Source organism: Kitasatospora sp. NPDC088134 (assembly GCF_044741705.1).
In the GTDB taxonomy this organism is placed as follows: domain Bacteria; phylum Actinomycetota; class Actinomycetes; order Streptomycetales; family Streptomycetaceae; genus Kitasatospora.
The window spans coordinates 37,891-61,616 of record NZ_JBIUTD010000006.1 but is presented as its reverse complement, the minus strand read 5'-3'; the positions used below and the strand labels follow the sequence as shown (position 1 = coordinate 61,616).

Below are 23,726 nucleotides of genomic sequence, written 5' to 3'. Positions count from 1 at the left end.
CTCAGACTGCCATCATCGCGGGCCCATCAGGGGCTGTGAACCTCCTTCCCATGACACAGTCAGCGATGCGCCCGGCGCTCCCGGCCGTCCCGCCGGCGGACGGTCGGGACGCGGCCGGCACCGCGGTCCGCACCCGGCTCGTGGAGATCGTCGTACCCGTGTACAACGAGCAGCACGCGCTGGAGCGCTGCGTCCGCGAGCTGCACGCCCACCTGTCCGCGACCTTCCCGTACGACTACCTGATCACGGTGGCCGACAACGCCTCGGTCGACGGCACCTGGGAGGTCGCCACCGCGCTCGCCGCCGAACTCGCGCCGGTGCGCGCCGTGCACCTGGACCTGAAGGGCCGGGGCCGGGCGCTGCGCGAGGTCTGGGGCAGCAGCGCGGCGGACGTGGTGGCGTACATGGACGTCGACCTGTCGACCGGGCTGGACGCCTTCCTGCCGCTGGTCGCGCCGCTGCTGTCCGGGCACAGCGACCTGGCCATCGGCAGCCGCCTGCACCGGGGTTCGGCGGTGGTGCGGGGCCCCAAGCGGGAGTTCCTCTCGCGGACCTACAACCTGCTGCTGCGGACCACCATGGCCGCCGGGTTCTCCGACGCCCAGTGCGGGTTCAAGGCCGGGCGGACCGAGGTGGTGCGGCGGCTGCTGGCGGAGGTCGAGGACAACGCCTGGTTCTTCGACACCGAACTCCTGCTGCTGGCCGAGGCGTCGGGCCTGCGCATCCACGAGGTGCCGGTGGACTGGGTGGACGACCCGGACAGCCGGGTCGACATCGTCCGCACCGTGCTCGACGACCTGAAGGGCATGGCCCGGGTCGCCCGGCGGACCCTGGCGGGCCGGGGGACGGTCGAACTCCCGGAGCGGGCCCGGCGGGTGGAGGTGCGGACCGGGTCGGTCCGGCAGGCGGCCGGCTTCGCGGCGGTCGGCGCCCTGTGCACGCTGGCCTACCTGCTGCTGTACCTGGCGCTGCGTCAGGCGGTGCCGGCGCTGGCCGCGAACGCGCTGGCGCTGGCCGTCACGGCGGTCGGCAACACGGCCGCGAACCGGCGCTTCACCTTCGGGGTGACGGGCCGTCGGCACGCCCTGCGGCACCAACTGGAGGGCGGGCTGGCCTTCCTGATCGGCTTGGCGCTGACCAGCGGCGCGGTGGCGGGCCTGCACGCGGCCTCCCCCGGGGCCGGGCACGGCGTCGAACTGGCCGTGCTGGTGTCGGCGAACGCGGCCGCGACCCTGGTGCGCTTCGTGCTGCTGCGGGCGTGGGTGTTCCACCCGCGGCGCTCCTGAGACCCCTGTCCTCCCCCCGGGGACAGGGGAGCGGGCCCGGACGGCCGTGGTGGAACGGCGTCCGGGCCCGCTCGTGCGCGCCGTCGGGCTTGCCCGCGGGGCTACTTGCGGATCTCGACGGTGCGGAACCGGTTGGCGACGAACGCGGCGTCGCAGTACGCCGAGTTGGCGGCCGGGTTGGCGCCGGTACCGTGCAGGTCCGAGTAGGCGGCGGTCTGGTTGACGTACACCCCGCCGGTCAGGTTCAGCGAGAGCGAGACGCCGGCGTCCAGGCAGGCCTCGACCAGGGCCTCCTCGACCGCCGGGTCGGTGGTGTACGCGCCGGCCGTCATCGCGCCGTGCTCGGCCGTGGTGCGGCGCAGCAGCTCGACGGCGGCGGCGGTGGACTCCACGGCGACCGCGAAGGCGATCGGGCCGAAGCACTCGGTGAGGAAGCGGGCGCGGTCGTCCGGCTTGTCGGCGTCGGCCTTCAGCAGGGCGGGCGTGCGGAGGGTCGCGCCGGGGAACTCGGCTGAGGCCACCACCCGCGGCGCGAGGGCGAGTTCGCCCAGTTCGCCGCCGGCCGCGGCGGCCGAGCGCTGCAGCACGCCCGGGTTGACCACGGCGCCGAGGATCGCGGCGGCCCGGGCGTCGTCGCCGAGCAGGCCCTCGATCGCGGCGGCCAGGTCGGACACCACCTGCTCGTAGGAGCGCTCGCCGTCCTCGGTGCGGATGCCGGTGCGCGGGATCAGCAGGTTCTGCGGGGTGGTGCACATCTGGCCGCTGTACAGGCTGAGCGCGAACGCCAGGTTGTTCAGCATGCCGCGGTAGTCGTCGGTGGAGTCCAGCACGACGGTGTTGACGCCGGCCTTCTCGGTGTACACCTGCGCCTGCCGGGCGTTGTCCTCCAGCCAGTCGCCGAACGCGGTGGAGCCGGTGTAGTCGATCAGCTTCACCTCGGGGCGGACGGCGAGCACCTTGGCGATCGCGGCGCCCTCGTGCTCGGCGGCCAGGCAGACCAGGTTCGGGTCGAAGCCGGCCTCGGCGAGCACCTCGCGGGCGATCCGCACGGTCAGCGCCAGCGGCAGCACGGCCCGCGGGTGCGGCTTGACCAGCACGCCGTTGCCGGTGGCCAGCGAGGCGAACAGGCCCGGGTAGCCGTTCCAGGTCGGGAAGGTGTTGCAGCCGACCAGCAGCGCGGTGCCGCGCGGCACCGCGACGAACTCCTTGGTCATGGTGAGCGGGTCGCGCTTGCCCTGCGGCTTGGTCCACCGCGCGGAGCGGGGCAGCCGGGTCTGCTCGGCGTACGCGTACGCCACCGCCTCCAGGCCGCGGTCCTGCGCGTGCGGGCCGCCGGCCTGGAACGCCATGCCGTACGCCTGGCCGGTGGTGTGCGTCACCGCCTGCGCGAACTCGTGCGAGCGGGCGTTGATCCGGGCCAGGATCTCCAGGCAGACCGCGGCGCGCTCGGCCGGGGTGGCCTTCGCCCAGCCGGGCCGGGCCGCCTCCAGGGCCGCCAGCAGGTCCGCGGGCTCGGCGTGCGGGTAGGAGACGCCCAGCTCGATGCCCCACGGGGAGGCCTCGCCGGTCACCGGCTCGCCGCCGGCCGGGTGCCCGGGCAGCTCGAACTCGCGGCCCAGCAGCGCCTCGAAGGCGGCCTTCCCGTCGGCGGGGGCGCTCTCCCCGTACGCCTTGGCGAACTCGGGGTACGGGGACCAGTAGTCCCGCTCGGCGATCGCGGTCAGCGCGCGATCGAGGGTGTCCTGGTGGCGGGCGATCAGTTCGGCGACGGTCGTCGCGGCGGCCATGGTGCGCTCCTCACGGGGGCAGAGGCGGGACACGCCTCAGGGTAACCGAACGATCGGTCGGTGCAAGGCCCCCCGCTGTTCCCGTCCCGGCCCCCGGGCCCATACTGGGCGGCTGTCGGGGTCCGCTCGCGCGGACCGCACGGGGAACGACAAAGGGGGAGCATCGGCATGTCCATCGAGCTGCCGGACGAACTCGCCCGGGTGATGAACCTGATCGGCCTGAACCGGCCGGACGGGGACGAGGACGAGTTGTGCGAACGGGCCTCGCCCGTGCGGGAGTTCGCCGCCCTCCGACGACCCGGGGTTCTGGTCGGAGTGGGTGAGCGGAGAGCCGTATTTCGCCGAGGAGGACGAGAAATGACTTCGGTCGTCTCCGGGTCCCGATGCGTGGGGTGAGCCGGTGGACGTTCTGGGACCTGCCGGGCTGGCACGAGGACGAGCGGCTGCGGTCGTTCTACAAGCACGCGTTCAGTCCGTTCGCGTACTACGAGATGGACCGCTACAAGGGCGGTGCGACCGAGGGCAGCGCGTACTCGGAGCGGCTGCGGGTGAGCATGGAGCACCTGCTGGAGCACCGGCCGGCCACGATCGACAACTGGTTGGCGCTGTCGGGGACCCAGTACTACTCGGAGGACGAGCTGTACGGGTACCTCGCCGAGGTGTACGCGTACTTCTTCGAGGGCGTGGAGCACCAGCCGATGCCGCCCGATCCGGAACGCCTGCCGCCGTCCGACGACCCGAGGTTCTGGTCGGACTGGGTCGTGACCGAGGTGGAGTACCTCGACGACGAGGAGGACGAGAAGTGATCCGTCCGATTCCGCTGCCTGCTTTTTCCCTTCGTACCCTGGAGCCCAGCGACCGTGTCACTGCGTGACCACGACCTGCCTGTTCGACGGCTTCCCGGCGATGCCGCTCGCCCCGAACCGACCCCGCGCCCGAACGGCGGAGGCCCGGACCACCGTGGGGTGGTCCGGGCCTCCGGGGGGTGGTCCGGGCCTCCGGGGGGTGGTCCGGGCCTCCGGGGGTGGTCCGGTCTACGGGACGCCCACCTCGAACAGGACGTACCCGGCGTACCAGCCGGAGGCCAGCGCCACGGTGCTGAAGGTGACCGCGAGCGAGGGGCGGGACAGCCGCTTCAGGCCGACCGCGATCGGCAGGAACAGCGGGAAGCACGGCAGCAGGTAGCGCGAGGTGTTGCCGAAGATCTGCTGGCTGCCCAGCACCATCACCAGCGTGACGGCGGTGTAGACCAGCAGGAAGACCGGGAGCCGCAGCCGGATCAGCAGGAAGATCAGGATCGGCAGGCTGAACACCAGGAAGACCGCGATCAGGTCCTCGGTGGGGAAGGCGAAGAGGTAGTCGGTGTGCCCGAACAGGACGCTGGTGATCACCTTCCGGGTGTGCGCGCCCCAGTCGAAGAAGTGCAGCCAGGCGCCGCGCTGCAGCTCGAAGTAGGCGGTGGGGCTGCCCATCCGCCAGTTCGCCCAGGTCAGGTACCCGATGAAGCCGAGCGGGGCCAGCACCATCGCGGCCAGCGGCCGCAGGATGCCGTCCTGGCGCTTCCACAGGGCGATCAGCGCGGCGACGCCGACCGCGGCGGCCAGCGCGGCGGCGGTCGGCCGGTTCAGGCCGGCGACGAAGGTGACGGCACCGGCCGCCAGCCACTTGCGGGTCACCACGAAGTAGCAGGCCCAGGCCGCCAGCGCGACGAACAGCGAGTCGGAGTACACCGCCCACTCGACACCGGAGCCGGGGAAGACACCCCACACCGCCGCCGCGATCACCGCCGCGCGCCGCCCGATCAGCACGTTCGCCAGTGCGTAGATGCCGGCCGCGGCGACGAAGGAGGTCACCACCGAGACCAGGATGCCCGCGCCGAAGGTGCCCAGGCCGGTCACCGCGGACACGAGCTTGACCAGGCCCGGGTACAGCGGGAAGAACGCGACCGAGTTCTGCTCGATGGCCCACGGGCCGTTGCTGATCGGCACCAGCTTCGGGTCGTAGCCGTGCAGGGCGATCTGCTGGTACCACCAGCCGTCCCAGCTGAGCAGCACGTCCCAGGGGTGCTTGCCGCCGCCGTAGCGCGGGGTTTTGGTGGCGTACTCCCCGGACTTCGACAGCAGTGCCATGAACGTGGCGAACGCGATCAGCCGGACCGTGCCGAACACCGCCAGCGCCGGACCGTACTCGCGGGTCGCCTGCCGGAAACGGGCCCGCGCACCCACCGGGGCGGCCGCCTCCAAGGAGGGGTCCGGACGCTCGGCCACGTCGGTGTCGGGACGTGTTGCCATTACCATCAGGTCCTGTCTGAAGTCTCGGCCCCGCCGGGCCGGCCGGAATCACTGGGCGCTCGGCCGCCTGCGAACGGGCCGCCGGGCCGCCGGGCCGCCCGGACACTTCGGGCGAGCCTACGATACCCGGCCGTGGTCCGTACCTGCCGGGGGCCAGGCGTGCCCGGCTGGATACACTCCACAGCACTTGCCGGTTCGGACCCATAGCGCGGGAGACCTGATGAACGCATCGACAAACGGAAGCACCGTTCTGTCGGTCGTTGTCCCCATGTACAACGAGGAGGAGGCACTCCCCGCCTTCACCGCCCGGCTCCGTCCGGTCCTGGACGGCCTGGGCGTCGCCTACGAGGTGGTCGCCGTCGACGACGGCAGCGCCGACAAGACCGCCGCCCTGCTCCGCGACCTCACCTCGGTCTGGCCGGAACTGCGGATGGTCCGCCTGCGCCGCAACAGCGGCCACCAGGCGGCGCTGACCGCGGGCCTGAACCTGGCCGTCGGCGACTACGTGGCCAGCATCGACGCCGACCTGCAGGATCCGCCGGAGAAGATCGCGGAGATGTTGGAGCTGGCGCAGCACGACCAGCTGGACATCGTCTACGGCGTGCGCGACGACCGTTCCACCGACACCGGCTTCAAGCGCTGGACGGCCGGCGCCTACTACCGGCTGATGCGCCGCATGGTGGGCCGCCAGGTGCCGTCCAACGCGGGTGACTTCCGACTGCTGTCCCGGGACGCCGTCGAGGCGCTGCGGGCGCTGCCGGACCAGCAGCGGGTCTACCGGCTGCTGGTGCCGTGGCTGGGCTTCCCGAGCGGGGAGGTCTACTACACCCGCGAGGAGCGGGTGGCCGGCGAGACCAAGTACCCGCTGAGCAAGATGGTCCGGCTCGCCGTGGACAGCATCACCGGCTTCTCCTCGGCCCCGCTGAAGCTGGCCACCTGGCTCGGCACCCTGGCCTTCTTCGCCTGCCTCCTGCTGGTGGCCTTCTCGATCACGGTGTACCTGACCGGCAACCCGGTCCCGGGCTGGACCTCGCTGTTCGTCGGCGTGCTGTTCGTCGGGGCGGTGCAACTGATCTGCGTCGGCCTGCTCGGCGAGTACGTGGCCCGGATCTACACCGCGGTGCAGAACCGTCCCGCGTACTTCGTCGCCGAGGACACCCGCCCGAAGGGCTGAGCCCTCCGCGCCGCACCCCCCGGGGCGGTCCGCCGCCGCCCCGGGGATACTCGTCGCATGGCCGATCACTCCCCGCGCGCCTCGTACACCGTCGAGTCGCTGCTCGCCGTCACCGTGCGGGTCTTCAACGACCGCGGCTACGACGGCACCTCGATGGAGGACCTGTCCAGGGCCGCCGGGATCTCGAAGTCCTCGATCTACCACCACGTGCGCGGCAAGGAGGAGTTGCTGCGGCTCGCGGTCGGCCGGGCGCTGGACGCGCTGTTCGGCATCCTGGCCGAGCCGGGCGCGGTCGAGGGCCGTCCGGTGGACCGGCTGGAGCACGTGGTGCGCCGCACCGTCGAGGTGCTGTTGGCCGAACTGCCGTACGTGACGCTGCTGTTGAGGGTGCGTGGGAACACCGCGACCGAGCAGTGGGCGCTGGAGCGGCGGCGTGACTTCGACCACCGGGTGGCCGAACTGCTGCAGCAGGCCGTCGCGGCCGGGCAGTTGCGGGCCGACCTGGAGCCCCGGCTGGCCACCCGGCTGCTGTTCGGCATGATCAACTCGCTGGCGGAGTGGTACCGCCCGGGCCAGCGCGGCGCCGAGGCGCTGCCGGACGCGGTGGTCCGGCTGGCCTTCGACGGCCTGCGCGCCCGGTGAGCGTCCACCTGCCGGGGGAGCTGGAGGCGCTGCGCGAGCTGCTGGCCGAGTGGACCGCCTGGGACGAGCAGGTGGCGGTGATCGCCGAGGACCGCGGGCTGGACCACGGGCAGCTGTGCTGGGAGGTGCTGGCGCACGGGCCGAACCCGCTGGTGGGCCCGACCTGCCGGTGCCGCAGTCGCGGGTGGCACAGCAGCCCGCACAGCGACCGGATGATGCACGAGCGCCTGGGGGTGCGCGTCCCGGTCGCGGACGCGGAGGGCTGGGCGGCCCACACGCTCGGGCAGGATCTGGTGTACGGCTCGTTCCGGTCGATCGGGGCGGCCCGGGTGCTGGCCGCCCCGCTGGTCGAGCTGCTCGGCCCGGACGCGGACTGGCGGGCCAACGGCTACGCCGCGCACCCCCCGCCGAGCGGCAACCGCCACTGGGACCCGGTCACCCCGTACACCTTCGACGCCGCGCTGGTCGGGATCGGCGGCGGGTGGACGGTGGTGCTGGTCTCCACCGGGGAGGACTGAGCCGCTACGGCCCGTCCGGCGGGATCAGGTCGGTCTCCTCGAACACCAGCATGGTCCGGGTGCTGAGCACCTGCGGGATCGACTGGATGCTGCCCAGCACCAGCTCGCGCAGCTCCCGGTTGTCGGCGGTGTGGACCAGCATCAGCACGTCGTAGTCGCCGCCGACCAGCGCGATGTGCGCGACCCCGGGCAGCTGCAGCAGCTGCTCGCGGACGGCCCGCCAGGAGTTCTGCACGATCCGCAGGGTGACGTACGCGGACGCGCCCTGCCCGGCCTTCTCGTGGTCCACCCGGGCGGTGAAGCCGCGGATCACGCCGTCCTCGACCATCCTGGAGATCCGGGCGTACGCGTTCGCCCGGGACACGTGCACCCGTTCGGCCACCGAGCGGATCGAGGCCCGGCCGTCCTGCCGCAGCAGCCGCAGGATCGAACGGTCGACGCGGTCGAGTCTGGACACCTGTTCAGCCGACATGGCCCCCCATCCCTGGTGATTGGACGTGCTGGCCCCAGCAGACCGCCCTTTCGGCCGACTGTCCACCTTCTTGACGCGGATATGGCCAAGATGACCAGACGACCGAACAATCGGTAGGGAGCCCCCACCACCCCGGAGGTGCCCGAGATGACCGTTCTCGACCACAGGCCCGACCGGGCCCCCGTCCCCGGCTGGCTGCCCGGCGCCACCGCGCCGCGCACCGACCCCGCCCCGCTGCTGCCGGACGCCGAGCCGTACCGCGTGCTGGGCACCCCCGCCGCCGACGCGGCCGACCCGGAGCTGCTGCGCGAGCTGTACCGCCGACTGGTCGCCGGGCGCCGGTACAACCAGCAGGCCACCACCCTGACCAAGCAGGGCCGGCTCGCCGTCTACCCGGCCTCCACCGGCCAGGAGGCCTGCCAGGTGGCGGCCGCGCTCGCGCTGCACGCCGAGGACTGGCTGTTCCCCTCCTACCGGGACACCCTCGCGGTGGTCGCCCGCGGCGTCGACCCGCTGGAGGCGCTCACCCTGCTGCGCGGCAACGCGCACACCGGCTACGACCCGCGCGCCACCCGCACCGCCCCGCTCTGCACCCCGCTGGGCACCCAGGTCCCGCACGCGGTGGGCCTGGCGCACGCCGCCCGGCTGTCCGGCGACGACACGGTGGCGCTCGCCCTGCTCGGCGACGGCGGCAGCAGCGAGGGCGACTTCCACGAGGGCCTGAACTTCGCGGCCGTGCTGAACGCCCCCGTGGTCTTCCTGGTGCAGAACAACGGCTACGCGATCTCCGTCCCGCTGACCCGGCAGTCCGCCGCGCCGACCCTGGCCCACAAGGCGGTCGGCTACGGCATGCCCGGCCGGCTGGTCGACGGCAACGACGCGCTCGCCGTGCACGCGGTGCTCACCGAGGCCGTCGAGCGGGCCCGCACCGGCGGCGGCCCGACCCTGGTGGAGGCGCTCACCTACCGGGTCGAGGCGCACACCAACGCCGACGACGCCACCCGCTACCGGCACGCCGAGGAGGTCGCGGCCTGGCAGGCGCACGACCCGATCCGGCTGCTGGAGGACGCCCTGCGCCACCGCGGCCTGCTGGACGACGCCCTGGTCGCCGACGCGACCGAGCGGGCCGAGCAGCTGGCCGCCCGGATGCGCGCCGAGTTCCACGCCGACCCCGAACTGGACCCGATGTCGCTGTTCGCGCACGTCTACGCCGAACCCACCCAGCAGCTGCGCGAGCAGGCCGCGCAGCTGGCCGCCGAGCTCGCCGCGGAGGCCGAGGTGCACGGCCGATGACCACCGCCACCCGCGAGCAGTCCGGCCTGCGCACCGGCACCATGGCGCAGGCCCTGAACGGCGCGCTGCGCGACGCGATGCACGCCGACAAGGCCGTGCACGTGCTGGGCGAGGACGTCGGCGCGCTCGGCGGCGTCTTCCGGATCACCGACGGCCTGACCGCCGAGTTCGGACCGGAGCGCTGCCTGGACACCCCGCTGGCCGAGGCGGGCATCCTCGGCACCGCCGTCGGCATGGCCATGTACGGGCTGCGGCCGGTGGTGGAGATGCAGTTCGACGCCTTCGCCTACCCGGCGCTGGAGCAGCTGTTCTCGCACGTCGCCAAGATGCGCAACCGCACCGCCGGCAGGCTGCCGATGCCGATCACGATCCGCATCCCGTACGGCGGCGGCATCGGCGGCGTCGAGCACCACAGCGACGCCTCCGAGGCGTACTACGCGCACACCCCCGGGCTGCACGTGGTCACGCCCGCCACCGTGCAGGACGCGTACGGGCTGCTGCGGGCGTCGATCGCCTCGGACGACCCGGTGGTGTTCCTGGAGCCCAAGCGGCTGTACTGGGGCAAGGCCGAGTGGGACCCGGCGGCGGCCGTCGAGCCGATCGGGAAGGCCGTGCTGCGCCGCCCCGGCAGCTCGGCGGTGCTGATCACCTACGGGCCCTCGCTGCCGGTCTGCCTGGAGGCCGCCGAGGCGGCGAAGGCCGAGGGGTGGGACCTGGCGGTGCTGGACCTGCGCTCGCTGGTGCCGTTCGACGAGGCCACCGCCTGCGAGGTGGTCCGCTCGCTGGGCCGGGCCGTGGTGGTGCACGAGGCGGCCGGCTTCGGCGGCGCCGGGGCGGAACTGGCCGCCCGGCTGACCGAGAAGTGCTTTCACCACCTGGCCGCGCCCGTGCTGCGGGTCACCGGCTTCGACATCCCGTACCCGCCGCCGATGCTGGAGCACCACCACCTGCCCGGGGTGGACCGGATCCTGGACGCCGTCGCCCGGCTCCAGTGGGAGGAGTGATGGCGGTGGCGGTGGTCCGCGAGTTCACGCTGCCCGACCTCGGTGAGGGACTCACCGGGGCCGAGGTGGTGCGCTGGATGGTCGAGGTCGGCGAGGTGATCGCCGTGGACCAGCCGGTGGTGGAGGTGGAGACCGCCAAGGCGGTGGTGGAGGTGCCCTGCCCGTACGGCGGGGTGGTCACCGCGCGGTACGGCGAGGTCGGGCAGGAGGTGCCGGTGGGCGCCCCGCTGGTGACCGTCGCGGTGGCGGCGGCGCCCGGCGGCGCGGCCCCGGCGACGGAGCCGGAGCGGCCGCTGGTCGGCTACGGGGTCGCGGAGTCCCGCCGGGCCGGCCGCCGCCGGGTGCTGCCGGGCGGGGCGCCCGCGCCGGCGGTGTCCGCCGGGCCCGCCGGGCCCTTCGTTCCGGCCGGGCCCGCCGTCCCGGCCGCGCCGGTTCCGGCGGCCCCGGCGGTGCTGGCGGTGATCTCGCCGCTGGTGCGTCGGCTCGCCCGCGAGCACGGGGTGGACCTGGCCGGGGTGCCCGGCAGCGGGCCGGACGGGCTGATCACCCGGCGGGACGTGGAGCGGGCGATCGCGTCCGCTGCCCTCGCCGTCGAGCCCGCGGCGGTGGTTGTTCCACGTGGAACCGAGCCGGACGGCGAGCTGGTCCCGCTGCGCGGACTGCGCCGCACCGTCGCCGAGAAGCTGACCCGCAGTCACCGGGAGATCCCGGCCGCGACCTGCTGGGTGGACGCCGACGCCACCGAACTGATGGCGCTGCGGGCGCAGTTGAACGCGGTGCCGGGTCCGAAGGTGAGCGTGCTGGCGCTGCTGGCGCGGATCTGCCTGGCCGGTCTGGAGCGCTTCCCGGAGCTCAACTCCAGTGTGGAGGGCGAGGCGATCCGGCGGCACTCCGCCGTGCACCTGGGCTTCGCGGCGCAGGGGCAGCGCGGCCTGGTGGTGCCGGTGGTCCGGGACGCCCGGCGGCTGAGCACCGAGCGGCTGTCGGAGGAGCTGGCCCGGCTCACCGAGGCGGCCCGGGTCGGGACCCTCGGTCCGGCCGAACTGACCGGCGGCACCTTCACGTTGAACAACTACGGGGTGTTCGGGGTGGACGGCTCCACGCCGATCCTCAACCACCCGGAGGCGGCGATGCTCGGGGTCGGCCGGATCACCCCCAAGCCGTGGGTGCACGAGGGGGAGCTGGCGGTCCGCCGGGTCACCCAGCTGTCCTTCACCTTCGACCACCGGGTCTGCGACGGCGGGACGGCGGGCGGCTTCCTGCGCTTCGTCGCGGACTGCGTGGAGCGTCCGGGGACGCTGCTGCGCGGGCTGTAGCGGGCTGTAGCGGGCTCCGACCCGGTTCCGGCGGGCCGCCACGGGCGGCCGCCGGAACCGGTGGGTGGGGGAGGGTAGCGGGTCGGCGGGCCGGATGTCCGGGGTTCCCCGGATTTGTCGGATGAGCTGTGCGGCCGGTGTCACTGTGCTGAGGGCGTCAGCAGACAGTTCGACCGGAAGCGAAACGATTCTCTTGAGTACTCGTCAGCTCGCACTGGAGAGCCGGCCGCTGCGGGTCCGGATCGCCCGGGGCAGCGCGGCCGTCGCCGCACTGCCCGGCTCGGCGGCCGCGACCGGCGCCGCCGCTCCCGCTCCCGTCCCCACCCCGTCCGGACCGGCCGAGCCGGCGGACGAGCCCCCGACCGCCGTGGAGCAGCGGGGTCCGGCCGGTCCGGCGGAGGAACCCTCCGCCGGCCCGGCGCCGGCCTCCGCCGGGCCCGGCCTGACGCCGGTGCCGCTCACTCCGGTGCTGCTCACCCCCGTGCCGGCCGTCCCGGCGAAGCCCGTCCGGCCGCCGCTGGTGCCGCCGCTGCCCGGGTTCGAGCCGGCCGGGGCAGCGACGTTGCCCGCGTTGCCCGCGCTGCCCGCCTTCGAGCCGCTGTTCCGGGACGCCCCGGCGCTCAACTGGGTGGGCCCGGACGACCGTTGGACCCGGGCCTGGGGCCTGCCCCCGGCCGGGCGGGTGGTGCCCGAGCTGGAACCGGCCGCCCCGGCGGAGCGGCCCGCCGGTCCGCCGCGGCCGCCGAACGCCGAGGAACTGGTGCTGATCCGGGCCGCGCTGGCGGCCGTCCAGCCCGCCGCGGACCGGGCGATGGCGCACTTCCACGCGCTGATGTTCCTGCGCCACCCCGAGCTGCGGGCGATGTTCCCGGCCGCCATGGACGACCAGCGCGAGCGGCTGTTCCGGGCGCTGCGGCGCTGCGCCGGGTACGGCGAGGACGCGGCGGAGCTGCGCGAGTACCTGGTCCCGCTGGGGCGCCGGCACCGCAAGTACGGGGCGCGGCCCGAGCACTACGCCTCGATGGAGGAGTGCCTGGTGGCGGCGCTGGCCCGGTACGCGGGCGGGAGCTGGGACGCGCGCACCGAGGCGGCCTGGCGGCGGCTGCTGGCGCTGGGCGCGCACCTGATGGTGGAGGGCGCGCAGGAGGAGGCCCGGACCGTCCCGCCGTGGTGGCAGGCCGAGGTGGTGGAGCACCGGCAGGCCACCCCGGACGTCGCGGTGCTGACGCTCCGGCCGGACCAGGCGTACCCGTTCCGGGCCGGGCAGTGGGCGGCGCTGGAGACGCCGTGGTGGCCGCGGGTGTGGCGGTCGTACTCCTTCGGCTCGGCGCCCCGGGCGGACGGGCTGCTGACGCTGCACGTGAAGGCGGTGCAGGCGGGCTGGGTGAGCAACGCGCTGGTGCACCGGGCCCGGCCGGGCGACGTGCTGCGGCTGGGCGCGGCCGAGGGCGCCATGACGGTCGACCACGCGGCGGGGGAGAACCTGCTCTGCCTGGGCGGCGGCACCGGGATCGGCCCGATCGGGGCCCTGGTGGAGGAGGTGGCCGAGCACGGCGCGGCCGGCCGCCGGGTCGAGGTGTTCTACGGGGCGCGGCGGGCCGCGGACCTCTACCGGCTGGCCGAGCTGCGCGAACTGGCGGACCGGCACCCGTGGTTGACGGTCCGCCCGGTGCTGTCCGCGGAGGGGTCGGCGAGCGGCGGCGAACTGCTCGGCGAGCTGCCCGAGGTGGTGGCCCGGTACGCGCCCTGGCACGGCTTCACGGCCTGCCTGAGCGGCCCGGTGGCGATGGTCCGCGGCGGGGTGGCGGCGCTGCGCCGCTGCGGGGTGCCGGAGGAGCGGCTGCGGCACGACCTGTCGCCGTCGCTGCTGCCCCGGCCCTGACGGACGGTCAGCCGAGGTCCTCGGCGAGCAGGGCGCGGACGCCCTCGATGTTGGCGGCGAGATAGGCGCGCAGGCTGGGAGGGACGACGTTGACCGAGGTGACGCCCTCGCGGGTGAACGGCACCCGGACGATCTCGTACTCGCCGTTGGGCTGCTCCACCTCGGGTCCGTGCCGGCGGGACGGGTCGATCGAGGCGAGCCGGCAGGCGAAGAAGTGCTGCACCTTGACGCCGTGCGGGTGCGCGGGGGAGCCGTCCTCGTGGTGCGCGTGCGCGACGGTGTCGACGAAGGCGGGCACCACGTCGGTGACCTTGCCGCCGAGTTCCTCGTCCACCTCGCGGTGCAGGGCGGCGACCACGCTGGTGTCGGTCGGCTCGACGCCGCCGCCGGGGGTGATCCAGTACGGGTGCGGCGAGCCGGGGCGGACCCGGCGGATCAGCACCAGCGAGGCGGGGCCGTGCGGGTCGTCCGGGTCGGTCTCCAGCAGGATCGCGCGGGCAGTGCGTTTGACGACGGGACGGACCTGGCCCGACATGGCTGCCACCTCCGGGGCACGAGCGTTGTGCGGGAGTCTCCCGCGCGGCGGCGCCGGTGAAACTCGCACGCGCGGGCGATTCGGAGGGACCTGTTCCGCCGTCCGGGTGGGGCGCCGTGCCCGGGTGCTCCGGACGGGAACGACGGGCCCGGCCGTCATGGATCTTGGATTGGCCGGATCTGTCGGGTTGCCGCCTCCGAATCCACGAATACGGGGCGAGAGGTGGCTGGAAAGTGAAGGTGATTTGCCCGATGTGCGGGACATTGTGATTGCAGCCGTGTCCGCTCTGTGCTGCAATGTCCGCCTGCCGGGCCGGTTCGGAGCAGCCTCCTCCGAACGCCCCTCCGGGCCCGGGGGATGGGGATGAGCATGCACCGGACCGGGGAAGCGGTCGGCGGCGGCAGGACCACGGCGGCCGACGGCATACGCGCGCCGCGCACACCCACCCTGATCTCCTCCGTGCAGCGCGCCCTGCGCCTGCTGGAGGCGGTCGGCGGCCACGTCCACGGCGCCACCGCCAAGCAGCTCGCCCGCAGCGCCGCGCTCCCCCTCGGCACCACCTACCACCTGCTGCGCACCCTCACCCACGAGGGCTACCTGCGCCGGGACGGCGGCCGGTTCCGCTACGGCGCCTCGCTCGACGGGATCGGCCGGGCCGGGCGGCGGCAGTCCGAGCGGGCCGGCCTGCGGACCCGGATGGCGGAGCTGCGCGACGAACTCGGCGCCGCCGTCTACCACGCGGTCTACGAGGACGGCGAGGTCAAGGTGGTCGAGGTGGTCTCCGGCCCGGCGCAGCCGCCGGTCGAGGAGTGGGCCGACTTCCGGGCCACCGCCCACGCGCACGCCGTGGGGCTCTGCCTGCTCTCCCAGCTCGGCGCGGAGGAGCGGCGCGACCACCTCTCCCGCCACCACCCCACCGCGCTCACCCCGTCCACCGCGGCGGACGTCCGCACGGTGCTGCGCCGGCTCGACCGGGTCCGGCCGACCATGCCGGTGCTGGAGCGGCAGGAGTACGCGCTCGGCACGGTCTGCGCGGCGGTCCCGATCACCGTCGGCCCGGTGGTCGCCACCCTGGCGATCTCGCTGCCGGCGGAGCGCGCCGACCGGCTCGGCCCCGCCGCGGCCCGGCTGCGCTCCCTGGTGGGGGCGATGTTCCCGCTGTTCGTGGGGTGACCGGGGGCGGAAACCCGTTCACCATTTGAAAAAGCACACCTTGTCCGCAAAGCCCCCAAACGGGGACCATGGGTTCGAAGGTCGACGCAAGGGGACAGAAACCCGCAGAACCGACGCCCGACCGTCCGACCCCGCCCGAACCGAGAGCGAACCGACCCAGCGAAACCGTGCCCGACCCCACCGCGCGCCGGGCGGACAGAACGAGAGGTACCGGCCATGCACAACACGGTCCGAGCCAGCACCACCATGCACCTGGTGGTGTCGAGCGAGCTCTCCTTCCGGATCGTGGTCGACCTGGACTACGACGGCGCCGACCCCTTCGCCGTCCGCTTCACCTTCCACCTGCCCGGCGACGAGCCGGTGGCCTGGGTGTTCGCCCGCGAGCTGCTGGTGGACGGGCTCGGCCGGCCCAGCGGCGAGGGCGACGTGCGGATCGAGCCGATCGGCGACGACCTCGCCGAGGCCGCCCTGCTGCTGCGCTCCCCCGAGGGCGACGCGCTGATGCACACGGCCGTCCCGCCGCTGCTCGCCTTCCTGGCCCGCACCGACCGGGTGGTCCCGATGGGCCAGGAGCTGGCGGGCGACGACCTCGACCAGGAGCTGGCCGGCATCCTCTCCGCCACCGGGCCGGGGAACGCGGGCTGACCCCGGGGGCCCGGGGCCGGCCCGCGGGGCCGTGGCGCGGCCGGGATCAGTCGTCGCCGAGGGCGAGGTTGAGGCCCCAGGACACCACGCTGATGATCAGCGCGCCGAGCAGCGCCGACCCGAAGCCCTCGACGTGGAAGTCCAGGCTCAGCTTGTCCGAGGCCCAGGAGGTCAGCCAGAGCATCAGGGCGTTGATCACGAAGGTGAACAGACCCAGCGTCAGGATGAACAGCGGCAGCGAGAGCAGCTTCACCAGCGGCTTGATCAGGAAGTTGACCACGCCGAACACCAGCGCCACCGCGATCACGGTGAGCGTCTTGTGCTGCCAGTCGTCGCCCGACAGCGTGATCCCGGTGACGATCCAGGCGGCGATCCAGATCGCCACCGCGTTGATGAGCGTTTTGATCACGAAATTCTTCATGCGCGGATGGTGACAGGCCGGGGCGCCCAGGGGGAAGCTCCCCGGTCGGCCGGGTGGCGCGGTGCGGTTGAATGGGGCCGGACCGGGAGAGGAGCCGTGCCCCGATGAAGCTGTTCCGGCTGGACGAACTCGACGCCGAACGCGCCGCGAGCGACGGCGCGTACCTGCGCTTCCTGAAGCAGCCGACGATGTCCGCCGGCCTGTACGCGCTCTCCCCCGGCGACGCCGACCCGCAGACCCCGCACGCCCAGGACGAGATCTACCTGGTGGTCAGCGGCCGGGCCGAGCTGACGGTCGGCCGGGAGACCGCGAGCGTCGGCCGCGGCAGCGTGGTGTTCGTCCCCGCCGGGACCGAGCACCGCTTCCATCACGTCACCGAGGAACTGCGGGTGCTGGTGGTCTTCTCCCCGCCGGAGGACTGACCCCGGGCCCGGCACCCCCGCCCCCGCCGCCCGTTCGACCATCCGTCCAGGAGGGACGACTCCCGTGAAGCTGACCGAAGAACTGTGGGCCGCCGCCGAGCCGGTGTACCGGCAGATCCTCGACCACCCCTTCCTGACCGGGCTCGCCGACGGCACCCTCCCCCGGGCCGCGTTCCGCCACTTCGTCGTCCAGGACTCCCACTACCTGCGCGACTACGCCCGGGCGCTGGCCGTCTGCGCCGCCAAGGCCCCCACCGACGACCAGGTGCTGGCCTTCGCCAACGACGCGGTCGGCGCGATCGCCGCCGAGCGGCAGATGCACGCCGAGTTCATGTCCGCGCTCGGCGACGGCCCCGGCGTCGACGCCGAACCGGTGCTGCCCACCACCCGGGCCTACACCAGCTACCTGCTGGCCACCGTGTACGGCGGCTCCTTCGCCGAGGCGCTGGGCGCGGTGCTGCCCTGCTACTGGATCTACGCCCGGGTCGGCGAGGAGCTCGCCCGGCACTCCTCCCCCGAGCCGCTCTACGCCCAGTGGATCGCCGCCTACGGCGGGGAGGAGTTCCAGCAGGTCGTCCGCCGGGTCCTCGCCCTCACCGACCGGCTCGGCGAGGAGCTCTCCAGCACCGAACGCGCCCGCGTGCTGGCCCACTTCACCACCACCTCGCGCTACGAGTGGATGTTCTGGGACGCCGCCTGGCGCGGCGAGACCTGGCCGGTCTGAGGGTTCTCCCCCGGCGGCGGCTCGGGGTCGATCTCCGGGTTCTCTCCGGGCCGGGAAGCCTCGTTCCGCCCTTCCGGCCCGCCTAGGATCGAAGTGTCGAGATCGAGGGAGCGGGAACGCAGCCGGAACCACCGGCACCGAGCCCGAGGGGAGAAGGTACGGACATGGCCGAGTTCTGGAAGTCGCTGCCCTCGTGGGTGCGCAACATCGTCGTCCCGATCATCCTGCTCGTGATCGCCTGGAAGGTCTTCTGGACGATCGTGGGCGCGGTGCTCGGTGCGATCGGCTTCGCCGTCAACATCCTGGTCCTGGTCGGCATCGCCGCGGCCGTGGTGATCCTGGTCAAGAAGGCCGCCAAGAGCTAGCCCCCGGGGGACGGGGGCAGGGGGTACGGGGGTGCTGCGCTCGACGCGGCGGGGGTCGTCCGCTCAGGGGGACGGGCGGCCCGGCCGTGCGAGGTAGTCGTCGAGGTCCCGGCCCGGGGTGAAGCCCCGGAGCCGGGACTTCGTCGTGTCCAGCACCACCGGCCGGGCCAGCTGGTCCAGCGCGTACCTGGTCACGCCCTCCCGCCGCCCCACCGCCAAGCCCGCCACCGGGCCCGGCAGGTGCAGCAGCCGGGCGGAGCGGCCGTGCGCCGCCAGCACCCCGCGCAGCGCCGCGTCGCGCCGGTACGGCCGGGCGTCCGCCACGTTGTACGCCCCCGCGGGCCAGTCCACGGCCGCGAGGCACGCCGCCGCGAGGTTCTCCACCGCGGTCAGGCTCAGCTCCACGTCCCCGCCCGGCAGCGCCAGCACTCCCCGGCGCACCGAGCCCAGCAGCCGCGGCACCAGGTGCGGGTCCCCCGCCCCGTACACCGCGCGCGGGCGCAGCACGACGGCGCCCGCGGCGAGAGCGAGCCGGTCGGCGACCGCTTTCGTCTGCCCGTAGGCGTTCAAGTGCCCGCCCTCGGTGGGGTGTTCCTCGGTGACCAGTGACCGGTCCGGGCGGGGGTCGTACACGCTGGCGCTGCTCACGAACACGAAAGGCCGACCGGCCGCCGCCGCGAGGAGCCGCTCGGTCGCTTCGACGTTCACCGCCCACTGTGCCGCCTCGCCCGCCGAACCCGGCGGCAGGTCACCGACGGCTGCCGCGCAGTGCACCACCGCGTCCGCTCCCCGCAGCTCCGGGACCTCCCGGTCGGTGGCGTCCCACGGCACGTGCTCGCCGTGCCGGGCCGGGCGCCGGCCCAGCGCGAGGACGCGATGCCCCCGGGAGACGGCCAGCTCGGCCACGTACGAACCGCAGAAGCCGGTGGCACCGGTCAGCGCGAGGGTCAGCGGGGGCACGGGGGAGTTCCTTTCGCGGTGGGGGAAAACAGGGGCCCGGGGAACGGCGGGGCCGAGGGGTGTGGGGCCGGGACACAGTGGGGCGCGACGGGGCTTTCGCCGAGGACCTTCGGCCCGAAACGGGGTGGCGCCCAGCGGCCCGTCGGTCACCAGCCACTCGGCTCCGCCGTTCCCCGGGCCCCTGGAGCTTCGCTCCCCGGGCCCGGAACGCGAAGCCCGGCGGGCCCGGGACGGAGCTTCGCTCCCCGGGCCGGGCGAAGCTCAGTAGGCCCCTGACGGGGTTCCCCGGAGGGTCAGGAGGCAGGTGCGGTAGGAGGGGAGGGCGCTGCGGGGGTTCGGGGTGGTGCGGTGGAGGCGGGGGTGGTGGGGCGTCAGGGTGGTGAGGAGGGTGGTGAGTTGGGCGCGGGCGAGGGCGGCGCCGGGGCAGGTGTGGGGGCCGAGGCCGAAGGGGGCCCGGGTGGCGAGGGGGTGGTCGGGGGTGTCGCGGTGGGCCTGGGCGGCGTGGCGGGCGACCAGCAGGAGGCGGTCACCGGGGCGCAGGCGGTGGCCGAGGACGGTGGCCTCGGCGGCGGCCGCCCGGGGGAGGACGGGGGAGGCGGCGGTGAGGCGGAGCAGTTCGGCGGCGAGCGCGTCGGGGTCCTGCCGGGCCCGGTCCCACCAGTGGGCGCGGGCGCACCAGGCGACGGCGCGGGGCAGGGCGGCCAGGGTGGTGTTGACGGCGGCGACGGCGAGCATCGCGTCCTGCGGGTCCGGGAGCAGCAGGCGCAGCTGTTCCGCGGCGGCGCGGGCGCGGCGCCGTGCACCGGGCCGGGGGAGTCCGGGCAGGTGGGTGCGGGCGGTCGCGGCGGCGACCCGTTCGGCGGCGCGGGCCAGTTCCAGGGGGTCGGCGGTGCTGCCGGTGAGGGCGGTGGCGGTGGTGCCGGCGAGCAGTCGGACCACCGGGACCAGGTCGACGCGGCCGCCGGTGAGCCGACTGTCGATCAACTGATGCCAGCCGGGCCGCAGTTCGGCGATGCCTTCGCTGCTGAGCAGGTGGCCCAGGGCCCGCCGGGAGGCGCGGTGCTCGGCCCCGCTCTGGTCGAACAGCAGGCCCCCGCCGGTGAGGCGGGCCGCGGTGCCGCCGGTGGTGTGCTCGGCGGTGCGGTCGAGCGGAACCTTGGTGAGGATCTGCCGGTACGCGTCGGGGTGGTGGACCAGGACGGTCCGGCCCAGCCGGAGCAGCGGCCGGTGCCGGGTGGCGGCGAGCAGCGCGAACAGCACCGGGTGGCTGCGCAGGTAGACGGCCCGGTCGGCGCGGCGGGCGGCCCGGCGGGGATCGGTGCGACGGAGCGTCAAAGGGTGCTCCCGGTGGGGTCGGTGGCGAGCCGGTCGGCGCAGTGGCGGGCGGCGGCGGCCCGGTCGGGCTTGCGGGAGCGCCCGGCCAGCGGGACGGGCCCGAGCAGCAGGGCGTCCGGGCGGGCGGAGCCCATCCGGGCCAGCGGCGCGCGCAGGTCGGCGCGCAGGCGCCGGTAGTCGGCCCCGGCCCGGGGCTGGACCAGGGCGACCAGCCGTTCGTCGCCGTCCGGGGCCGGAACGCCCACCAGGACGGCGAGTTCGACCTCCGGCAGGTGCAGGGAGGGCTCGTACAGGCCCGGATAGATGTTCTCGGCGCGGCGCAGCACCATGTCCTTGAGCCGGCCCGCCAGCACGATCCGCCCGTCCGGGTCGAGGGCGGCGCGGTCGCCGGTGCGCACCCACGGGTCCGGGTCCTCGCCGAGGTAGCGGTCGCGGGCGGACGGCCCGGCGAGCAGCAGTTCGCCGTCCGCCCCGAGCCGGGTCCGGATGCCGGGCAGCGGTGTGCCGAGCAGGTCGCCGGGGCCTTCGTGGGCGCTCTTCTCGCGTTCCTCGACGGCGGCCGCCGGGAACAGCTCGGTCAGCGCGTACACCCCCCACGCCTCGCTGGCGCCCGCCTGCTTGGCCCGCCGGAGCAGGGCGGCGTCGGCCGGGGCGGAGCCGGTCCAGACCCGGCCGGTGAGCCTGGTCAGCGGCCGGAGCTGGGGCGGCGTCAGGTAGGTCTCGTCCGGGGCGAGCCGGTCGATCTGCCGTTGCAGCGCGGCGCTCCGGCGGGCGGGCAGTGCGACGGTGGCGCCCGCCGCCAGGGCCGGGACCAGCACGAAGGTCGTCCCGCCCAGCACCAGGCGGCCCGGGCCGGGCCGCACCAGCGCGTCCACCGCGCGCATGCCGGCGGCCAGCGAGGCCCGGGAGTGCACGACGCCGCGCGGGGCGGAGGTGGTCCCCGAGGTGAACACGATCACCGCGTCCCCGTCGCCCTCGTACGGCTTCGGCGGCGGCCCCGGGTGCCCGCCGAGACCCGGGGCGCAGCCCGGCAGGCGCCGGCCGACGGTCGCCACCGGCCCGAGCAGGTGCAGCGGCGGCAGCTCCAGGTGTACGCGGCGGGCCAGCGGGCGGGCCCAGCCGGCCGCGGCCTGCACGGCGGCGTCGGCGAGGATCAGGGCGGGCGGGGCGAGGGCGAGCCGGGCCCGCAGCACGTCCGGCCCCGCCGACGGGTCCAGCACTGCGGCCCGCAGGCCCAGGCGGTGGGCGGCCAGCAGCACGGCGAGAGCCCGCGGGCCGGGCCGGACCGCGACCCCGAGAGTGTCGCCGGGGCGCAGGCCGTGGCGGTGGTGCAGGGCGGCGGCGTACTGGTCGGCGAGGGCGGCCAGCTCACCGCAACGGGCCGGCGCCCCGCCGCTCCCCAGCAGCGCCGGGCGCGGGCCGCCCTCCCGCAGCGTTCGATCGAGCCGGTCCAGCACGAGCAGGTTCCTTTCGCAGCGGGGGTATTCAGGGGGAAACTTTCAGGCAGGCGGGACGGGAGAAAACAGGGGCCCGGGGAACGGCGGGGCCGAGGGGCGATGCGCCGGGACACAGAGGGGCGCTACGGGGCGTCGGCCAAAAGACCTTCGGCCCGAAACGGGGTGGCGCATCGCAGCCCGTGAGACACCTGCCCCTCGGCACCGCCGTTCCCCGGGCCCCTGGAGCTTGGGCCCCCGGCGCTCTCCGCAGGAGTCAGCGGATGTCGACGTCGCGGTGGCCCGCGCCGCGTTCGAGGTACCAGCGGGCGGTGCCGCGGAGGCCGTAGGCGCGGATGCGGCGGGTGGAGTTCTGGACGACCATGTCGGGGCGGTGGACGATCGCGGTGGTGTGCCGGCGGACCCGGTTGATGAAGGTGCGGTCGGTCGGGGAGGGGCGGCGGGGCATGCCGCCGCTGGTGAGGTAGAGGTCGGCGGTGACGGCCATGTTGTTGCCGGCGTGCATCCGGTAGGGCGTCAGGTAGCCGTGGCGGCGGTGGTGCGCGGGGCGGACGCGGCCGAAGAGCGCGCCGAGGGCGACCAGGGCGCGGAAGACGCCGCGGCCGACCGGGCCGTGCTCGTCGCGGCGGGCGGTGACCCGTCCGCAGACCAGGCCGCCGGAGGCGAGCAGGCCGGCCCGGGCGGCGGCGGTCCAGCCGGGTTCGGGGAGGCAGTCGGCGTCGGTGCGGGCGAGCAGGCGGGCGCCGTGGTCGATGGCGTGCCGGAAGCCGGTGTCGACGGCGCTGCCGACGCCCTTCTCGGGTTCGACCAGCAGGTGGACCGGGAACGGGGCGTGCTCGGCGAAGGCGCGGACCCGGTCGCCGGTGGCGTCGGTGGAGCCGTTGTCGACGACGAGGAGGGTGAAGTCGCGGTCGTGCTGGCGGGCCAGGGCGTGCAGGGCGCCGTCGATCCGGGCGGCTTCCTGGTAGGCGGGTACGACCACCCAGAGGGCGGTCACGACTTCTCCCAGACCATGGTGATCAGGCTGACGCCGCCGCCGAGGCCGACCATCAGGACCTTGTCGCCGGGGTTCAACTCGGGCATGATCCGGTCGAGTTGGACGCCTATCGTGGCGGAGGCGAGGTTGCCGAGCTCGGGCACGGTGACCACCAGCTTCTCGGCGGGGACGCCGGTCAGCTCGACGAAGCGCTCCAGGTAGGGCAGCGTCACCTGGTGGACCAGGACGCGCGCGTAGGCGTCCCAGCCGAGGCCGGTGCGGGCGGCGACCCGGGTGAGGATGTCGGCGCCGATCTTCTCGAAGACGCCGCGCAACTCCTTGCCGCCGCCCCGGAAGTAGCTCCACTCGTCGCCGCGCGGGTGCCGGGAGCCGCCGCCGGGGATGCCGCCGACCGCCCAGTGCTCGGAGGCGGTCTCGGTCTCGATGTCGAGGATGCCGCCGCGCTCGACCCGCTCGACGACCACGGCGGCGCCGCCGTCGCCGAAGGTGTAGCCGGCGAAGCCGTCGCGGAACTCGGCGAGGCCGGAGGGGTCGCGGCGCATCGCCCGGCTCGGGGTCTCGCCGGTGACGACCAGGGCCCGGTGGGCGCGGCCGGCCAGGATCATCGCGCGGGCGGTGTCGATGCCGTTGAGGAAGCTGTTGCAGGCGTTGGAGACGTCCAGCGCGTGGGCCCGGGAGCCGAGTTCGGCCTGGACCAGGTGGGCGGTGGCGGGTTCGCAGACGTCCCGGGAGGCGGAGGCGAAGATCAGCAGGTCGAGGTCGGCGGGTTCGAGGCCGCGGGCGGCCAGCGCCCGGCGGCCGGCGGCCAGGGCGAGCGCGGACGGGTGTTCGTCGGGGCCGGCGAAGCGGCGGGTGCGGATGCCGGTGGCCTTCTCGAACATGCCGTCCGGCAGCGGCAGCCGGGAGCCCGCCGCGACCTCCTGCTGGAGCTGCGCGGAGGTGACGGTCTGTCGGGGCAGGGCGGAGCCGACGGCGGTGATACCGATGCGGGGCAGGCTGTCCATGTCTCGATGCTGGCGCGGTGGCGGCC

25 protein-coding genes are annotated in these 23,726 nt (G+C 74.7%); 15 read left to right on the top strand and 10 right to left on the bottom strand.

Annotated elements, in window-relative coordinates; translation table 11 throughout:
* Positions 1 to 50 precede the first annotated feature (50 nt).
* Positions 51 to 1,286 carry a glycosyltransferase gene (locus tag ACIOHG_RS12055; protein ID WP_400948666.1) on the top strand — a complete coding sequence of 412 codons (1,236 nt, stop codon included), beginning with the start codon at positions 51 to 53 and terminating at the stop codon, positions 1,284 to 1,286.
* A 101-nt stretch (positions 1,287 to 1,387) separates the two neighbouring features.
* Here ACIOHG_RS12055 and paaN read toward each other — a convergent pair whose 3' ends face one another.
* A complete protein-coding gene (paaN, locus tag ACIOHG_RS12050; RefSeq protein ID WP_400948663.1) occupies positions 1,388 to 3,073 on the bottom strand; it encodes a phenylacetic acid degradation protein PaaN in 1,686 nt (561 codons plus the stop codon).
* Between the two features lie 168 nt (positions 3,074 to 3,241).
* On the opposite strand from paaN, the gene ACIOHG_RS12045 reads away from it, so the two are divergent.
* Positions 3,242 to 3,469, top strand: coding sequence for a hypothetical protein (locus ACIOHG_RS12045; RefSeq protein WP_400948660.1), 228 nt, complete (start codon positions 3,242 to 3,244; stop codon positions 3,467 to 3,469).
* A complete protein-coding gene (locus ACIOHG_RS12040; RefSeq protein WP_400948658.1) occupies positions 3,466 to 3,879 on the top strand; it encodes a hypothetical protein in 414 nt (137 codons plus the stop codon). Before ACIOHG_RS12045 ends, ACIOHG_RS12040 begins: the two co-directional genes overlap by 4 nt.
* A gap of 228 nt (positions 3,880 to 4,107) precedes the next feature.
* Here the strand turns inward: ACIOHG_RS12040 and ACIOHG_RS12035 are convergent, their stop codons facing one another.
* Entirely contained in the window at positions 4,108 to 5,364 is a 1,257-nt protein-coding gene (locus ACIOHG_RS12035) for a hypothetical protein (RefSeq protein ID WP_400948655.1), read from the bottom strand.
* A 268-nt stretch (positions 5,365 to 5,632) separates the two neighbouring features.
* Between ACIOHG_RS12035 and ACIOHG_RS12030 the strand changes: the two genes are divergently transcribed.
* The 3 genes from ACIOHG_RS12030 to ACIOHG_RS12020 are packed head-to-tail and all read left to right on the top strand — an operon-like array spanning position 5,633 to position 7,698.
* Positions 5,633 to 6,538: a glycosyltransferase family 2 protein gene (locus ACIOHG_RS12030; protein WP_400948653.1), complete on the top strand. Its 906-nt coding sequence runs from the start codon at positions 5,633 to 5,635 to the stop codon at positions 6,536 to 6,538.
* Positions 6,539 to 6,595: 57 nt separating this feature from the next.
* On the top strand, positions 6,596 to 7,180 hold the full coding sequence (locus ACIOHG_RS12025) for a TetR/AcrR family transcriptional regulator (RefSeq protein ID WP_400948650.1): 585 nt from the start codon (positions 6,596 to 6,598) through the stop codon (positions 7,178 to 7,180).
* Positions 7,177 to 7,698: a hypothetical protein gene (locus ACIOHG_RS12020; RefSeq protein ID WP_400948648.1), complete on the top strand. Its 522-nt coding sequence runs from the start codon at positions 7,177 to 7,179 to the stop codon at positions 7,696 to 7,698. The genes ACIOHG_RS12025 and ACIOHG_RS12020 overlap by 4 nt, the downstream gene beginning before the upstream one ends.
* 4 nt (positions 7,699 to 7,702) lie before the next feature.
* Here ACIOHG_RS12020 and ACIOHG_RS12015 read toward each other — a convergent pair whose 3' ends face one another.
* Positions 7,703 to 8,170 carry an Lrp/AsnC family transcriptional regulator gene (locus ACIOHG_RS12015; RefSeq protein WP_400948645.1) on the bottom strand — a complete coding sequence of 156 codons (468 nt, stop codon included), beginning with the start codon at positions 8,168 to 8,170 and terminating at the stop codon, positions 7,703 to 7,705.
* A 147-nt stretch (positions 8,171 to 8,317) separates the two neighbouring features.
* On the opposite strand from ACIOHG_RS12015, the gene pdhA reads away from it, so the two are divergent.
* The 4 genes from pdhA (at position 8,318) to ACIOHG_RS11995 (ending at position 13,665) form a co-directional block, all read left to right on the top strand.
* A complete protein-coding gene (pdhA, locus tag ACIOHG_RS12010) occupies positions 8,318 to 9,463 on the top strand; it encodes a pyruvate dehydrogenase (acetyl-transferring) E1 component subunit alpha (protein WP_400948644.1) in 1,146 nt (381 codons plus the stop codon).
* Positions 9,460 to 10,467, top strand: coding sequence for an alpha-ketoacid dehydrogenase subunit beta (locus ACIOHG_RS12005; protein ID WP_400948642.1), 1,008 nt, complete (start codon positions 9,460 to 9,462; stop codon positions 10,465 to 10,467). Before pdhA ends, ACIOHG_RS12005 begins: the two co-directional genes overlap by 4 nt.
* Positions 10,468 to 10,472: 5 nt before the next feature.
* On the top strand, positions 10,473 to 11,783 hold the full coding sequence (locus ACIOHG_RS12000) for a dihydrolipoamide acetyltransferase family protein (RefSeq protein ID WP_400949261.1): 1,311 nt from the start codon (positions 10,473 to 10,475) through the stop codon (positions 11,781 to 11,783).
* Positions 11,784 to 11,976: 193 nt separating this feature from the next.
* Positions 11,977 to 13,665 (top strand): globin domain-containing protein, encoded by a 1,689-nt coding sequence (locus ACIOHG_RS11995; protein WP_400948640.1) that lies wholly within the window; start codon positions 11,977 to 11,979, stop codon positions 13,663 to 13,665.
* 7 nt (positions 13,666 to 13,672) lie between these two features.
* Here the strand turns inward: ACIOHG_RS11995 and ACIOHG_RS11990 are convergent, their stop codons facing one another.
* Positions 13,673 to 14,200, bottom strand: a complete 528-nt coding sequence (locus tag ACIOHG_RS11990; RefSeq protein ID WP_400948637.1) for an NUDIX domain-containing protein — start codon at positions 14,198 to 14,200, stop codon at positions 13,673 to 13,675.
* A 363-nt stretch (positions 14,201 to 14,563) separates the two neighbouring features.
* Here ACIOHG_RS11990 and ACIOHG_RS11985 point away from each other — a divergent pair, with 363 nt between their 5' ends.
* Both ACIOHG_RS11985 and ACIOHG_RS11980 read left to right on the top strand, forming a co-directional pair.
* Positions 14,564 to 15,373, top strand: a complete 810-nt coding sequence (locus ACIOHG_RS11985) for an IclR family transcriptional regulator (RefSeq protein WP_400948635.1) — start codon at positions 14,564 to 14,566, stop codon at positions 15,371 to 15,373.
* Between the two features lie 216 nt (positions 15,374 to 15,589).
* Complete coding sequence (locus tag ACIOHG_RS11980) at positions 15,590 to 16,018, top strand: SsgA family sporulation/cell division regulator (RefSeq protein ID WP_400948632.1); 429 nt, start codon at positions 15,590 to 15,592, stop codon at positions 16,016 to 16,018.
* Positions 16,019 to 16,064: 46 nt separating this feature from the next.
* On the opposite strand, the gene ACIOHG_RS11975 is transcribed toward ACIOHG_RS11980, so the two are convergent.
* Positions 16,065 to 16,439 carry a phage holin family protein gene (locus ACIOHG_RS11975; RefSeq protein ID WP_400948630.1) on the bottom strand — a complete coding sequence of 125 codons (375 nt, stop codon included), beginning with the start codon at positions 16,437 to 16,439 and terminating at the stop codon, positions 16,065 to 16,067.
* A gap of 104 nt (positions 16,440 to 16,543) precedes the next feature.
* Here ACIOHG_RS11975 and ACIOHG_RS11970 point away from each other — a divergent pair, with 104 nt between their 5' ends.
* The 3 genes from ACIOHG_RS11970 to ACIOHG_RS11960 all read left to right on the top strand — a co-directional run bounded on the left by ACIOHG_RS11970 (position 16,544) and on the right by ACIOHG_RS11960 (position 17,950).
* Positions 16,544 to 16,861, top strand: a complete 318-nt coding sequence (locus ACIOHG_RS11970) for a cupin domain-containing protein (protein ID WP_400948627.1) — start codon at positions 16,544 to 16,546, stop codon at positions 16,859 to 16,861.
* 64 nt (positions 16,862 to 16,925) lie between these two features.
* Entirely contained in the window at positions 16,926 to 17,585 is a 660-nt protein-coding gene (tenA, locus tag ACIOHG_RS11965) for a thiaminase II (RefSeq protein WP_400948624.1), read from the top strand.
* A gap of 164 nt (positions 17,586 to 17,749) precedes the next feature.
* On the top strand, positions 17,750 to 17,950 hold the full coding sequence (locus tag ACIOHG_RS11960) for a hypothetical protein (protein ID WP_400948622.1): 201 nt from the start codon (positions 17,750 to 17,752) through the stop codon (positions 17,948 to 17,950).
* Between the two features lie 63 nt (positions 17,951 to 18,013).
* On the opposite strand, the gene ACIOHG_RS11955 is transcribed toward ACIOHG_RS11960, so the two are convergent.
* The 5 genes from ACIOHG_RS11955 to ACIOHG_RS11935 form a co-directional block, all read right to left on the bottom strand.
* Positions 18,014 to 18,910 (bottom strand): NAD-dependent epimerase/dehydratase family protein, encoded by an 897-nt coding sequence (locus ACIOHG_RS11955; RefSeq protein ID WP_400948619.1) that lies wholly within the window; start codon positions 18,908 to 18,910, stop codon positions 18,014 to 18,016.
* A 261-nt stretch (positions 18,911 to 19,171) separates the two neighbouring features.
* Positions 19,172 to 20,245 carry a cytochrome P450 gene (locus ACIOHG_RS11950; protein WP_400948617.1) on the bottom strand — a complete coding sequence of 358 codons (1,074 nt, stop codon included), beginning with the start codon at positions 20,243 to 20,245 and terminating at the stop codon, positions 19,172 to 19,174.
* The gene (locus ACIOHG_RS11945) at positions 20,242 to 21,702 is read right to left on the bottom strand and encodes a class I adenylate-forming enzyme family protein (protein ID WP_400948615.1); all 1,461 of its coding nucleotides are present in this window, start codon (positions 21,700 to 21,702) and stop codon (positions 20,242 to 20,244) included. Before ACIOHG_RS11945 ends, ACIOHG_RS11950 begins: the two co-directional genes overlap by 4 nt.
* A 253-nt stretch (positions 21,703 to 21,955) precedes the next feature.
* Positions 21,956 to 22,696, bottom strand: a complete 741-nt coding sequence (locus ACIOHG_RS11940; RefSeq protein WP_400948614.1) for a glycosyltransferase family A protein — start codon at positions 22,694 to 22,696, stop codon at positions 21,956 to 21,958.
* Entirely contained in the window at positions 22,693 to 23,700 is a 1,008-nt protein-coding gene (locus ACIOHG_RS11935; RefSeq protein WP_400948611.1) for a 3-oxoacyl-ACP synthase III family protein, read from the bottom strand. Before ACIOHG_RS11935 ends, ACIOHG_RS11940 begins: the two co-directional genes overlap by 4 nt.
* Positions 23,701 to 23,726: the final 26 nt, after the last annotated feature.